The sequence below is a fragment of the Acidimicrobiales bacterium genome (genome assembly GCA_041394245.1).
In the GTDB taxonomy this organism is placed as follows: Bacteria; Actinomycetota; Acidimicrobiia; order Acidimicrobiales; family Aldehydirespiratoraceae; genus JAJRXC01.
The window spans coordinates 258,415-272,183 of record JAWKIR010000003.1; the positions used below are offsets into that span (position 1 = coordinate 258,415).

Consider the following 13,769-nt stretch of genomic DNA (forward strand, 5'->3'; position numbering starts at 1 on the left):
GGGTCGGAGACCATGGAACTGGTCGAGGTGCAGCGGTTGATGGACGAGCTCTACGGGGCGACCGACCGGGAGCGGGGCGTGCCGTCCACCGTGGCGTGGCTGTGCGAGGAGCTGGGTGAGCTCGCCCAAGCGGTGCGCAAGGGCACGCGCGAGCAGCAGCTCCACGAGTTCGGCGACGTGCTCGCCTGGCTGGCATCGCTCGCCAACCAGCTCGACATCGACCTCGACGAGGCGATGCAGCGTTACGTCACCGACCCGCCCTGAACACTCACGCCACGGCGTCGAGCGTCTCGAGCACCGCCGCCAACGATGTCGAACCGGAGTCCCACGACGGCGCGATCCCCGCGTGGTGGGCGCCCTCTTCGCCGCACCCCAGCCACAGACCCTCGAGATGCGGCCGACGGAACCCGTCGGGGGTCACCGGACCGAGAAATGCGACCACCCCGGTGCCGAGCTCGATCGCGTCACGGATCGTGCCGAAGCCGACATGGCTCGGGTTGTACGACACCACGATCGACATGATCTCACCGGCGGTGATCTGCTCCACCGCCTGGTCGCCGCGACGATCGAGGGCGAGCTCGTCGACCTCGACCGACAGCACCACGACATCGGATCCTTCGGCATCACCGGCGGAGATCCACGCGATCCGGCCCCGCACGACCACGCGGCTCGCCGCGGCGAGATCGGCCATCGAGTCCGACGGTTCGTAGTCGTAGGTGATCCCGACCTCGGTCAGGGCACGCGCCGCGCCGAACGAGTCGCAGCTCACCGGTTCCGCCGGCGCCTCGAGGTCATCGGGCGGCGCCGTGGCATCGTCGCCACAGGCCGCAGCCAGCAGGGCGAGCGCCACTGCGACGGCCGCGGTGCGACGGGTCAAAGCAGGCCCTGGGCCACCATCGACTCGGCGATCTGGATCGTGTTGAGCGCCGCACCCTTGCGGAGGTTGTCGCCCGACACGAACAGCGACAGGCCGTGCTCGACAGTGGGGTCGACCCGAACACGACCGACGTAGGTCGGATCGGCGCCCGCGGCCTTGAGCGGGGTGGGCACGTCGGTCAGGACGACACCTTCGGTGCGGCCGAGCAGCTCGATCGCCCGTTCGACGGTGATCGCCGACGAGAACCGGGCGTTGATCGAGAGCGAATGGCCGGTGAAGACGGGGACACGTACGCACGTGCCCGACACGGCGAGATCGGGGAGACCGAGGATCTTGCGGCTCTCGTCGCGCAGCTTCTGCTCCTCGCTGGTCTCGAGGGAGCCGTCGTCGACCAGCGAACCGGCGAAGGGCACCACGTTGCAGGCGATCGGCTCGACGAAGTTCTCACCGTGCTCGAGGGCCACGGCGCCACCCTCGTAGGTGAGCCCCGGTCCGTCGGTGCCGACCTTCTGGAGCTGGGTGTCGAGCTCGTCGACACCGGAGAGCCCAGCGCCCGAAACCGCCTGGTAGGTCGAGATCACGAGGGCCTCGAGACCGGCTTCGTCGGACAGCGCCTTGAGCGGCGCCATGGCGACCATGGTGGTGCAGTTCGGATTGGCGACGATGCCCTTGGGGATGTCGCGCAGCGCCTCGGGATTGACCTCGGGGACGACGAGCGGCACGTCGGGGTCCATACGCCAGGCCGAGGAGTTGTCGATCACGATGCAGCCGGCGGCGGCGACCCTGGGGGCCAGCTCCTTGCTGGTGGCCCCGCCGGCGGAGAAGATCACGATGTCGAGGCCGGTGTAGTCGGCCGTGGCTGCGTCTTCCACCGTGATGTCGCGGCCCTGCCACTCGATCGTGCGGCCCGCGGAACGGGCCGAGGCGAAGAGCCGCAGCGTGTCGACCGGAAAGTCCCGCTCGGCGAGCAGTGTCTGTACGACGCCGCCGACCTGGCCGGTGGCACCAACGATTCCTACGTCCATGCAGAGCAGGCTACCGGCGCCACGCAGCGCGATCCGAGCGGTTTTCTCAGACGGTGAGCGGCACCGACTTGTAGCCCCGCACGGTGGAGGTGTGGACCCACTCGATGGCGGCGTGGTCGACGTCCCAGGTCCCGTAGCGCTGCACCATCTGGGCCAGCCCGATCCGCCCTTCGAGGCGGGCGAGCGCGGCCCCGATGCAGAAGTGGGCGCCGTAGCCGAACGAGAGGTGGCGGTCGATGTCGCGATGGATGTCGAAACGATCGGCGTCGGCGAAGTGTCGTTCGTCGCGATTGCCGCTGCCGTTGACCAGCAAGAGGTTGGACCCGGCGGGCACGACCTGGCCGTGGAACTCGACATCACGCATCACCCGGCGACCCTGCACCGGAGACGGTGCCTCGTAGCGGAGGATCTCCTCGATCGCGTTCGGGATCAACGCGTCGTTCTCCCCCAGCTCGCGGAGCTGGTCGGGGTGATCGGCGAGCAGGACGATGCCCCACGCCAACATCCGGGCCACGGTCTCGCTGCCGGCCCCGGCGATGAGGGCCACGTAGCCCATGATCTCGTCGTTCGTCAGCGGACGAGTCGAGCCGTCCTCGAGCTCGCGCTCGTGCGTTGCCAACACGGTGAGGAGATCATCGGTGGGGTTCACCCGACGTTCGTTGCACAGATCGGGGATCATCTCGTAGACGGCGTTGCCGAGATTCTCGCCCTCCACGAGAACTCGACTCCCTGTCGTGGTGTCCTCGTCGATCGCCAGCCCCCCGTCGACCGACGCCCGCATCTCCATCTCGAGCCCCTCCGGGAAGCCGAGCAGGGCGAGGATCACGGTCGGCGGAAGGAGGGAGGAGAACGCTTCGACGAAGTCGAACACCGGAGCGTCCTCGAGTGGTTCGAGCAATCGGCCGCAGACCCGCTCGATGCGTGCCTCGAGCCCGTCGATCTTGCGGGGGGTGAACGCCCGGCTCACCAGCTTGCGCAACAAGGTGTGTTCGGGCGGGTCTCGGAAGATGAACATGGGCAGCGGGAACTCGTCGTCGCTCATCATGTCGAGCGTCGTGCCGAAGCGCGAGACATAGGTGTCGGTGTCGAGCAGACACTCCAGCACGTCGTCGTAGCGCGTCAGCGCGAAGAAGTTCTTGGCGTCGTTGCGATAGATCGGGGTCTCGTCGCGCATCCGCCGCCAGACCTCGTGAGCCCGGACGTCGACGTCGAAGTCGAACGGGTCGTAGTAGATCTCGTCGTCGGTGGTGCTGGTCATGTTGTCGCCTCCGTCGACACGAATCGTGCCACGTGCCGACACTGCGCGGCGAACCTCACCCCCGCCGCGTGCTCAGTCGGCGAGCGATCCGTAGTCGGCGGCGTGCTCGCGCCACCACGCATCGACCCGGGCGTAGACCTCGTCGTCGGAGAGCTCGCCCTCGGTTCGCTTCACGTCGAGCAGCATCTGGAGGATGTCGCCGATGTGGCGGCCGCCGCCGGTGCCGAGATGGGCCATCACGGCCTGGCCGTCGATCTGCGGACGCTCGGCCGCGCGACGCTCCTCCTCGGCGAGGCCGGCGATGCGACGTTCGAGATCGTCGATGGCCGACTGGAGATCGGCGGCCTTCTGACGATTCCGCGTCGTGCAGTCGGAACGGACCAACGCATTGAGGCGGCCGAGCAGAGGACCGGCGTCGCGGGCGTAGCGACGCACGGCGCTGTCGGACCACCCTTCGGCGTAGCCCTTGAAGCGACCGCTCAGCCGGACCAGCTCGCTGACCTCGTCGACGGTGTCGTCGTCGTAGCCGAGCGTCGCCATCCGTTGACGGGTCATGCGGGAGCCGACCACCTCGTGGTGGCGGAAGGTGACCCCGCCGTGTTCGAAACTGCGGGTCCGGGGCTTCGCGATGTCGTGGAACAGGGCCGCGAGCCGCACGATCACGTCGGCGGGAGTCTTCGCCACGACGGCGATGGTGTGCGAGAGCACGTCCTTGTGGCGATGGATGGGGTCCTGTTCCATCCGCAGCGCGGGCAGTTCGGGCACGAGCGTGTCGATGCGGCCGCTGTCGACGGCGGACCACAACGCGCCGGACACGTCGTCGGCCATGAGGATCGCCGACAACGCCTCGGCGCCGCCGGTGATGTCGTCGCGCTCGTCGGTCGTCGAAGTCGTTTCCATCGCGCCGAAAGTCTACGGTCGTGATCCATGGGACTCGACCAATTCAGACTCGACGACAAAGTTGCCATCATCACCGGGGCCGGTCGCGGCATCGGCGCAGCCACGGCTGCGATGTTCGCGCAGGCCGGTGCCCACGTGGTGATCGGGGCACGGACCGCGGAGCAGCTGGCCACGGTGGCGTCCGAGGTCGAGGCCCACGGGAGACGTGCCGTGGTCGTCGCCGGCGACCTCTCGACCCGCGAAGGGCTCGCCACGCTGGTCGATGCAGCCGTGACGGAGTTCGGCGGCATCGACGTGGTCGTCAACAATGTCGGCGGTTCGATGCCGCAGGCGTTCATGGACACCAGCGAGAAGGCCTTCGACGGGGCGATGCGCTGGAACGTCACGACGGCGTTCAACCTGAGCCAGCTCGCGGTTCCCCACCTGGTCGAGCGACCAGGCGCCAACATCGTCAACATCGCGTCGACCGCGGGGCTCTTCGCCAGCCGCGGGTTCGCGGCCTACGGCACGGCGAAGGCCGCGCTCGTCCACCTGACCAAGGCGCTTGCCCAGGACCTCGCCCCCAAGATCCGGGTCAACGCGGTGTGCCCGGGCTCGATCGCCACCTCGGCACTCGACATCGTGCTCCAGACCCCCGAACTCGAACAGGCGATGAACGAGTCGACGCCGCTGGGTCGCCTCGGCGAGCCCGACGAGATCGCCGCGGCCGCGCTCTTCCTCGCCTCGCCCGCATCGGCCTACACGACGGGCCAGTTCCTCGGGGTCGACGGGGGGATCACCGGCTCCAACCTCGACATGGGGATTCCCGACGTCTGAGCCGATCGCCGATCCGTAGGCTGGCTCGATGGCGCTCGCAGACCTGATCCACGCCGACGACGACTTCCTGCCGAGCAAGGCGTTGCTCGTCGTCGCGCACCCCGACGACATCGACTTCGGTGCCGCGGGCACGGTCGCGACCCTGACGAACCATGGCGTCGAGGTCGTCTACGGCCTCGTCACCAGCGGCCAGGCCGGCGAGCCGGCGCACCTCAGCCCGGCGGAGCTCACCGAGATCCGCCGGAAGGAGCAGACGGCCGCGGCTGCGATCGTGGGTGTCTCCGAACTCCACTGGCTCGGCTTCCCCGACGGCCACCTCGTGGCCGACCTCACGCTACGCAAGGCGATTGCCCGCCTCATCCGGATCGTGAGGCCCGATCTCGTGATCACCCAGACACCGGTGCGCAACCTCGACCGGATCTACGCCGCTCATCCCGACCATCTCGCGGCCGGTGAAGCGACCGTGTCGGCCGTGTACCCCGACGCCCGCAACGGGCACTCCTTCCCCGAGTTGCTCGCCGAGGGCCACGAACCCCACGCGGTGCCCCGGGTGTGGCTGATGGCGGGCAACGACCACAACCTCCATGTCGACATCACCGACTCGCTCGATCGCAAGATCGAGGCCTTGATGGCCCACGAGTCGCAGAACGCGCCGCGGGCCGACACCTTGCCGACCATGATCCGCGAGTGGGCCCACGCCGGCGGCACCGGCGCCGGCCTCGAGGGGCGGGCCATCGAGTCGTTCAAGGTCGTCCACACCGAGTAGCCGGACAGGCCGAGCCCGCTCAGCTCGCGAGGGCCTGGAACTCCGAGGAGAGCAGGGAGCCTTCGCAGCCGCCACCGTGGGTCATGGCGAGCCCGAAGAGATCGCCGGGCCCCCAGTTCGTCGCGGCGAGCGACGGGTCCATGAGCTCGCCGGGGTCGGTCACATCGTCGAGACCGTGGAGATGTCCGAGCTCGTGCAGCACAAGCCGACGGATGAGCCCTGCCGGTGCGCTCCTGATGCTCGGATTCAGCATGATCCATCCGCCGACGTATGTGGTCCCGACGACCTGGGGTTCGGCGAAGCCGAGACCATCGGGCGACTCCTCGGGCCAGGCCAACACGATGCGCACCGGATCACCGGCGGCACCGTCGGCGGCACTGCCGGCGGTGACCTCCACGACGACACGCCCGACGAGGGTCGCGAACTCCTCGACCGCGTCGTGGATCGCCGCGCGCCGCCCCGCCGACAACGACACGTCGGCGGTGTCGAGGGTGTAGCGCAGCGGGCCACAGCCCGCGACGACGCCCGGGTCCCGAAAGGCGACCGTGCAGCCCGACGCGAGGACGGCCAGCGCGAGCACCGCGGCCGCGCCCACCCCCACCGGGAGGTGCACCGCGCCGGGTCGCCGCGGCTCCCGCCCTCCGGATCGCCCAATCCCACGCATCGCGGTGAATTTGACCACCAATCGTGGTCATGAGCAAGTGGGTCGGCTATCGGACCGGCGACACCTCGACCGGAATGCCGTTGACCGCGGCGTTGCCCGACGGCACATCGACGAAGGTGCCCGGCGCGAGCACGTTGTTGTTGACGCCGGCGTGTACACGGGCGACCGACATGCGGGTCCCCGGCTTGTCGTGACCCCATCCGTGCGGCAACGAGACGACCCCCGGCCGCATCTCGTCGCTCACCTCGGCCGACACCTCGAGCGAACCGGCCTCGGAACTCACCCGGGCCAGGGCACCGTCGACGATGCCGGCGGCCGCGGCGTCGTCGGGGTGGATCAGCAGCGTGCACCGGTCCTTTCCCTTCACCAACACGTTGATGTTGTGCATCCACGAGTTGTTGGAGCGCACATGGCGTCGACTGATCAGCAAGAGCCCGTCGGGGTCCCGGTCGAGCCGCTCGACCAGCCTCGGGATGTCGGCGACCACATGGTCCGGCGCGAGATCGACCATGCCGTCGGCGTGGGCGATGATCTCGTCGATGCGGGGAACCATCGGACCCATGTCGAGGCCGTTGGGCGCCGCCCGGAACGAGTCGAGGGTCAGGCCCCCCGGGTTCTCGCCGTAGCGATCGCCCCACGGCCCGGTGCGGATCGCGTTGTCGGCGAGTCGCTCGGGACCGGGCTCGGGACAGGCCGCCAGGGCCACCGCCGGGTCCGCGCCGCCCATCTCGGCGAATGCGGCGAAGTAGCCGTCGTCGATCGCCTTCACGTCGACGTGTTCCTGCGGGATGCCGCCCATCATGGCGCCCACCCGCATGAGGACCTCCCACTCCCCCGGCCGTCCGTCCTCGGGCTCGAAGAGGGTCGGGGAGTACTTCCCGGCCGAACGCACGGCCCACGACCACAGCAGCTCGTCGTAGTGGGGCTGCTCGAGCGGCGAGAGGCCCGGAAAGATCACGTCGGCGTGGCGGGTCGTCTCGTTGAGCGCGTTGTCGATCGAGATCATGCAGTCGAGCAGCGGCAGGGCATCGTCGAGCCTGTCGGCTTCGGGTGCGGAGATCACCGGGTTGCCGGCCACGGTGACGAGCGCCTTCAGCTGCCCTTCACCCGGCGTCGCGATCTCCTCGGCCATGCACGACACGGGGAACTGACCCATCACCTCGGGAGCCCCACGAACCCGGCTGTGGAACCGGCCGAACTCGATGGGCATGCCCCGATCCTTGAGCGTCGCCGACCAGGCGATCGGCTTGCCCCACATGAGGCCACCCTCGGTGTCGAGGTTGGCGGTGAGCGCGTTGATCACGTCGGGCAACCACGAGGCCAGGGTCCCGAACTCCTGGTTGCACGTGCCGATCCGGGCATACCAGACGGCGCGGTCGGCGGCCGCGAACTCGCGGGCGAGCGTGCGGATCTCGTCGGCATCGACGCCACAGGTCGCCGCGACCCGTTCCGGCGGGAAGTCCTCGGCGATGCGGGCCACCTCGTCGACATGCTTGAGGCGATCGGCCAGGTGGCCGAGGTCGACGAGATCCTCGGCGAACAACACATGGACGACGGCCAGCATCAGAGCCGCGTCGGTGCCGGGCAGGATCGGCAACCACTGGTCGGCATGGTCGACGGTGCCCGTACGGCGAGGGTCGATCACCACGACCTTGCCCCGCTCGCGCACTCGATCCAGTTCACCGAGGACGTCGGCGCACGCGAGGAGCGACCCCTGACTCGCGTGCGGGTTGGCCCCCATCACCACGATGTAGTCGGTGTTGGGCAGATCGGGGGCGGGGATGCGCCACTGGTTGCCGTACATCGTCCAGCAGGTGAGGTTCTTCGGCCACTGGTCGACCGTGCCCGCCGAGTAGATCGGTCCGGGGAGGTCGGCCAGCCCCATCAGGAGACCCGTGTAGCGGCTCAGCGAGAAGTTGTGGGCCACTGGGTTGCCGATGTAGATCGTCACGGCTTCCTTGCCGTGCTCCGCGATCACGGCGCTCATGAGTTCCTCCGCCCGGGCGAACGCCTCGTCCCACGTGGCTTCGCGGTGCACACCGTCGTCGCCCTTGATCATCGGCACCCGCAGCCGGTCGGGATCGTGGTGCAGGTGACCGAGCGCCGTGCCCTTCGGACAGATGTGGCCCTTCGACCACACGTCGTCGCGATTCGGACGGATCAGAGCGACGGTCTCCTCACCGGCCTCGTCCGCCTCGACATGGACCTCGAGGCCACACATCGCCTCGCAGAGATGACATGTCCGGATGTGGATTCGTCGCTCCCGAACGCCCTGATCGGCCATGTGTCCCCCTCGATGCAGACCCGAACCTCGTTCGGGAACCCGTGTGACGAACACTACGACGAGGTGACGAAACGCAGCCATTCCCGTGACCCGGGAACCAATCGCCGCGCCGTTCTCGTCTGACCCCCCGACGACACACTTCCTGGGGGATCCATGTCACGACGACTACTCGCACTCTTCGCCGCGGTGATGCTGCTGCTGGCCGCCTGCAGCGATGCCGACACCGACAGCGACACCAGTACCGACGATGCCGGCGGCTTCGACGAGGTCACCACCGACCCGACACCGCCGCCCGCGAGCGACGAGGCACCCGACGACCGCACCGACGACCGCGACATGAGCGACGCCGACGGAGAGGCCGAGGGGTTCGGGTCCGATAGCACGACGGCCGACTCCTTCGCCCAGGACGAGCCCGCCGATCCCGGTGAACGACCCCAGGCCGAGGTCGTCCCCATCTTCCTCGGCCGTCAGATCATCAAGACGGGCGAGATCGTGATCGAGGCGGCCGACGTGGGCGCCACGACCGACACCATCATCGACACGGTCTTCGACAACGGTGGGGCGATCTGGGGCCAGGAGACGTCCACGGAGCCGACGCCGCGCGCCGTGCTCACCATCCGGGTGCCACCACTCGACTTCGATCGACTCATCGCCGCGATCACCCGCGTACCGGGGGTCGGGATCGTGAGCGAGAGCACGACCAGCGACGACGTCACCGAGGTCGTCGTCGACCTCGACGCACGCATCATCGCCGCCGAGTCGAGCGTCGCCCGGGTCCAGGCCCTGCTCGACGACGCACGCGACCTCAACACGATCTTCCAACTGGAGGAGGAACTCGCGACCCGGCAGGCCGATCTGGAGCGACTGCTCGGTCAGCGCAAGACCATCGGCGATCAGATCGCCCTGTCGACCATCACGCTGACGATCCTCGAACTCGACCCTGACCGTCTCCAGCCCGAGGTCGAGGTCGTCGCCTGGCTCGGCACGAGCGCCGACGATGCCTGCCCCGGACGATCCAGCCTCTCGATGGGGGCCGACGACACCGCCGTGCTGTGCGTCAGCGTCAACAACACCGGTGAGGACACCCTGACCGCGATCGATGTCGAGTCGCCGACCCTGCGGCTCCGCGTCGACGACTTCGAGATCCTCGACGGCGTTGCCACCCTCGACGAGATCTCGCCCGGCGACGAGCTCCTGTTGACCGTGGAACTCGACGCCGAAGGCGGGTCGGTCAACCGGGTGGATGTCGCAGGAGGGACCGACATCGTGATCGAGGTCTCGGCCACGCCGGCCACGTCGGACGGGCTCGAGCTCACGGCGGACGATGCGGTGTTCCTGTCGGCGGAGGGTGATGACCCGCTGCCCGGTTTCGGCGACTCGTTCTCGAGCGGATGGGACGCCATGATCGCCGTCGTCAGCATCCTGATGATCGTCGTCGGGGCACTGCTCCCCTTCGTCCCGATCATCGCCCTGGCCGTGTGGCTGGGCCGGAAGTACATGATCTCGCAGCGCCGACGCGCCGACGAACGGTTCGCCTCTGTCGAGGCCCCTGTCGCCTCGCAGGCTGCGGCGGGCTACTCCGACGAAGGTGGGGCGTCGAAGTAGCGGGCTTCGAGGCCGGCGAGCACGACCTCGAGGCCTTCGTCGAAGCGCTCGTCGGCCGACAGCTGCTCGGCGGCTCGCTGGAAACAGATGAGCTCGTCGTCGGTTTCGGCGTCGGCGGCCGCGGGCTCGCGGATGACCGCCGGGCCCATGAGTCCGTGTTGCTGCACGATGGTGCCGATCACCCAGTTCGACACCGTGGCGAACGCCAGCGCGCCGATCCGGTCGTCGTCGCTGAAGCGCCGCGCCGCGCCGACGATGCGCTGATCGAACTCGTGCGCCGACTGCGAACCGTTCGTCGGCGTGATCAGCAAGCTGACGGCGAGCGGGTGGGCCGCTGCGACATCGACATACGCGTGACACAACGCACGGGCATGGACCTTCCAGTCGCCGGAGGGTTCGCCGTAGGCGTCGAGCACATCCTGGAAGAGCCGCTCGGCAACCGCCCCGAGCAGATCGGCCTTGTTGGTGACGTGGTTGTAGAGCGACATCGCCTCGACCCCGAGCTCGGCACCGAGCTTGCGCATGCTCAGGCCGTCGAGCCCGTGCTCGTCGATGAACGCCAGGGCCGCATCGGCCACCCGCTGACGGGTGAGCGGAAGTCGGTCGGTGAACGTCACGGTTCCGGAGTGTAGGGCCTCGGCGCCGCCCGACCCCAAGAGGCCGGCGGTCAGCTCTTCTGCAGCGCGGCGAGACGACGGGCGATGAACGCCGGCGCGGCGCCGGTGGCCCCGGCCAACGCGACCAGATCGTCCGACGGGGCGACGACGACGGACACCGGTCCGCGCTGCAGTAGCCGCATGAGGTCGAGGTAGCGGCGGTACACGTCGTCGGCGGTGCGGGCCGGAGGGAGGCCGACCGACACCGGTCCGATGCTCAGGCCGAAGTGGTCGACGTGCAACGACCGACCGTCGCCGATGGAATCCTGGGTTTCGGTGAGCGCCATGGGTGTCCAGGGAACCGCGGACCCACCGTCGGGGCCAGGGTCGCCCGGCCCATTTCCGGGTCACGGCACGGGTGGCCCGACCGCCCATTCGAGGACGTGGAAGCCGCCCATGCCACCGGGGTCGCACAGCGCTTCGGCCTCGCGGATCCGGCTGCGCGCCGTGAGGGCTGCGAGGTCGCCGACGCCGGCCGATTGGGCCCAGATCTCGCGGCCCTCCTCGACCAGCTCGTCGATCCCGAACCGGCGCAGCCACTCCGACTGACATTCGTGGCGATCGGCCGGATGCTCGAGCTGGAGCTGATCCAGGTCGACGTCGGCGGTGATGTCGCACGAGCCGGGAGTGGCGAGCCAATCGGCCCCGACGGTGTGGCCCGCATGCGTGCGCAACCAGGCGCCGTCTCTCGCGGCGAGCTCGGCACTCGTTGCGCCATAGTCGAACACGACCACGCGACCACGGTCGATGCGTCGTTTCGCGTCGGTGAGCCACGCGCGGGCCTGGCGCTGACGAGGCAAGCGGGAGGCGACGGGAACCGTGCCGGCTGCCATGTCGGCCATCGGCTGCGCCGGCGCCCGTCGCTCCACGAACGCTCCATCGACCGCGTCGACGAGGATCTCGGCCCAGCCGTCGATCGTGCGTTCGACGATGTCGAACGCGAGATTGTCGAGCAGTTCGTTGGCGAGCACCACGCCGACGTCGACGCCGGGGACGTCATCGGGAAGGGCAGAGGAGAACCGCTCGTGGACCGGATGTCGGGCGTGCTGCTCCGGGGAGCGCTCCACCATGAACCAGCGCAGGGCACCGCTCGACAGCACCTCGGGGTTCGCCGCGAGGACGCCACGGGCGAGGGTGCCGGGTCCGGCCCCCCACTCGAGAACGGTGAACTCCGTCGGGCTCCCGAGCTCGCGCCACCAGTGGTCGACGGCGCGGGCCACGACGGCGCCGAAGAGGGGGCCGACCTCTGGCGCGGTCAGGAAGTCGCCCCGTCGCCCGGCCTGACCGCCGACCATGTAGAAGCCGTCGGGTCCGTAGAGCGCTTCCTCGATGTAGTCGCTGACGGGGATGGGTCCCCGGCCGGCGATCAGGGCTTCGAGACGATCGGTGATCGACTCAGCCGTCACGACCTGGCCTGGGTCAGCTGCCGACGGCGAGAAGGCTGAGGTCGGTGAAGTCGCCGACGACCACGCCGAGGCCGAACAGGATCGTCACGATGCCGGTCAGGCCGATCGCCGCGAGGAGCGAGACCGGCACGTCGACCCGGCTCAGATCGCCATCGGGGGCCTCCTCGACCCACATCCCGAGCCCGATCCGGGCGTAGTAGTAGAGCGCGATCACCGAGTTGACCGCGACGACCACACCGAGCGCCACGCCCGACGGGTTGTTGGCGTCGATGAGGGCCTCGATCACCCGGAACTTGGCGAACCAGCCGCCGAGGGGCGGGATACCGGCGAGCGAGAACAGGAAGATCGTCATCGCGACGGTGAGCCCGGGCGCGTAGTGGAACAGGCCCCGGAAGTCGCTGATCTCGGCCGAACGGGTCTTGCGGGCGACCGCCATCACCACGGCGAACGCGCCGAGGTTCATCGCCGCGTAGATCACGAGATACGTGACGACGGCGCCGAGGGCGGTGTCGGGCACGTCGCCGATGACGGCGAGCGGGGCGATCATGTAACCCGCCTGGGCGACGCCGGAGTACGCGAGCATGCGCACGATGTTGGTCTGGCGGAGTGCGACGAGGTTGCCGACCGTCATCGAGGCGGCGGCGAGGACCCACATGAGCGGTTCGACGACATCGTCGCGACCGAGCAGGCCGACGAACACCACGTTCATGAGCGCCACGAAGCCGGCGGCCTTCGAGGCCACCGACAAGAAGGCGGTGACCGGGGTCGGCGCGCCCTCGTAGGTGTCGGGGGCCCAGGTGTGGAACGGGAACGCCGACACCTTGAACGCGAAGCCGACCACCACGAAGATGATGCCGAGGACGACGACAGCCGTCGGGTCGGCGGCACCGCCGACCGCGGTGTTGATGTCGGTGAGCAGGGTCGAGCCGGTGCTGCCGTAGAGCAGCGACATGCCGTAGAGCATCACCGCCGAGGCGAAGACGCCCATCAGGTAGTACTTGAGGCCGGCCTCGTTGCTCTTGAGGTCGCGCTTGCGCCAGGTGGCCAGCATGTAGGCCGGGATCGAGAGCAGCTCGAGGGCCACGAAGATGGAGATGAGGTCACGAGCCGACGCCATCAGGACCATGCCGAGAATCGAGCTCACGAGCAGGCCGTAGTACTCGTTCTCCCAGTAGTCGCCTTCGGCGATGTAGTTGGTCGACAACAGCACGACGACATAGCCGGCGAGCACGAACATCGCCTTCATGATCAGCGAGTAGTTGTCGACGACGAAGGCCCCGTTGAACATCGACCGATCGGCGCCGTCGGCGGCAAGGGTCAGGATCGGGATCATCGTGGCGAGGAGGGCGATGGAGGCCATCGGAGCCGCGAACTTGCGGCCCTTCTCGAGCCACCCGATGTCCATCATCGTCAACAGCGCGCCGAACGCGAGCAGGGTCAGCTCGGGCGCGGCGGCGTGCCAGTCGATCGGGGGCCGAACGAATTCAGCCTGGGCGAGTAGGGCAAGCATGC

At 68.8% G+C, this 13,769-nt stretch carries 14 protein-coding genes; 4 read left to right on the forward strand and 10 right to left on the reverse strand.

Going from position 1 to position 13,769, the window contains the following annotated elements; genetic code table 11:
• Positions 1–12: 12 nt before the first annotated feature.
• Positions 13–264, forward strand: coding sequence for a MazG nucleotide pyrophosphohydrolase domain-containing protein (locus tag R2707_15840; protein ID MEZ5246570.1), 252 nt, complete (start codon positions 13–15; stop codon positions 262–264).
• A 4-nt stretch (positions 265–268) separates the two neighbouring features.
• Here R2707_15840 and R2707_15845 read toward each other — a convergent pair whose 3' ends face one another.
• The 4 genes from R2707_15845 to R2707_15860 form a co-directional block, all read right to left on the reverse strand.
• A complete protein-coding gene (locus tag R2707_15845; protein MEZ5246571.1) occupies positions 269–877 on the reverse strand; it encodes a hypothetical protein in 609 nt (202 codons plus the stop codon).
• A complete protein-coding gene (locus R2707_15850) occupies positions 874–1,902 on the reverse strand; it encodes an aspartate-semialdehyde dehydrogenase (protein MEZ5246572.1) in 1,029 nt (342 codons plus the stop codon). Before R2707_15850 ends, R2707_15845 begins: the two co-directional genes overlap by 4 nt.
• A 46-nt stretch (positions 1,903–1,948) precedes the next feature.
• Positions 1,949–3,160 (reverse strand): cytochrome P450, encoded by a 1,212-nt coding sequence (locus tag R2707_15855; GenBank protein MEZ5246573.1) that lies wholly within the window; start codon positions 3,158–3,160, stop codon positions 1,949–1,951.
• A 72-nt stretch (positions 3,161–3,232) separates the two neighbouring features.
• Complete coding sequence (locus tag R2707_15860) at positions 3,233–4,060, reverse strand: HDIG domain-containing protein (GenBank protein MEZ5246574.1); 828 nt, start codon at positions 4,058–4,060, stop codon at positions 3,233–3,235.
• A gap of 27 nt (positions 4,061–4,087) precedes the next feature.
• Here R2707_15860 and R2707_15865 point away from each other — a divergent pair, with 27 nt between their 5' ends.
• Positions 4,088–4,876, forward strand: coding sequence for an SDR family oxidoreductase (locus R2707_15865; GenBank protein MEZ5246575.1), 789 nt, complete (start codon positions 4,088–4,090; stop codon positions 4,874–4,876).
• A 28-nt stretch (positions 4,877–4,904) separates the two neighbouring features.
• Positions 4,905–5,642, forward strand: a complete 738-nt coding sequence (locus R2707_15870; GenBank protein MEZ5246576.1) for a PIG-L deacetylase family protein — start codon at positions 4,905–4,907, stop codon at positions 5,640–5,642.
• A gap of 19 nt (positions 5,643–5,661) precedes the next feature.
• Here R2707_15870 and R2707_15875 read toward each other — a convergent pair whose 3' ends face one another.
• Positions 5,662–6,306 carry a hypothetical protein gene (locus tag R2707_15875; GenBank protein MEZ5246577.1) on the reverse strand — a complete coding sequence of 215 codons (645 nt, stop codon included), beginning with the start codon at positions 6,304–6,306 and terminating at the stop codon, positions 5,662–5,664.
• A gap of 46 nt (positions 6,307–6,352) precedes the next feature.
• On the reverse strand, positions 6,353–8,590 hold the full coding sequence (locus tag R2707_15880) for a molybdopterin oxidoreductase family protein (GenBank protein ID MEZ5246578.1): 2,238 nt from the start codon (positions 8,588–8,590) through the stop codon (positions 6,353–6,355).
• A gap of 153 nt (positions 8,591–8,743) precedes the next feature.
• On the opposite strand from R2707_15880, the gene R2707_15885 reads away from it, so the two are divergent.
• On the forward strand, positions 8,744–10,195 hold the full coding sequence (locus tag R2707_15885; protein ID MEZ5246579.1) for a DUF4349 domain-containing protein: 1,452 nt from the start codon (positions 8,744–8,746) through the stop codon (positions 10,193–10,195).
• Here R2707_15885 and R2707_15890 read toward each other — a convergent pair.
• The 4 genes from R2707_15890 to R2707_15905 are packed head-to-tail and all read right to left on the reverse strand — an operon-like array spanning position 10,165 to position 13,767.
• Positions 10,165–10,812 carry a TetR family transcriptional regulator gene (locus R2707_15890; protein ID MEZ5246580.1) on the reverse strand — a complete coding sequence of 216 codons (648 nt, stop codon included), beginning with the start codon at positions 10,810–10,812 and terminating at the stop codon, positions 10,165–10,167. The two genes, R2707_15885 and R2707_15890, sit on opposite strands and share 31 nt — an antisense overlap.
• 50 nt (positions 10,813–10,862) lie before the next feature.
• On the reverse strand, positions 10,863–11,138 hold the full coding sequence (locus R2707_15895) for a hypothetical protein (protein MEZ5246581.1): 276 nt from the start codon (positions 11,136–11,138) through the stop codon (positions 10,863–10,865).
• Between the two features lie 60 nt (positions 11,139–11,198).
• A complete protein-coding gene (locus tag R2707_15900; protein MEZ5246582.1) occupies positions 11,199–12,257 on the reverse strand; it encodes an SAM-dependent methyltransferase in 1,059 nt (352 codons plus the stop codon).
• Positions 12,258–12,270: 13 nt separating this feature from the next.
• Positions 12,271–13,767, reverse strand: a complete 1,497-nt coding sequence (locus R2707_15905) for an NADH-quinone oxidoreductase subunit N (protein MEZ5246583.1) — start codon at positions 13,765–13,767, stop codon at positions 12,271–12,273.
• Positions 13,768–13,769: the final 2 nt, after the last annotated feature.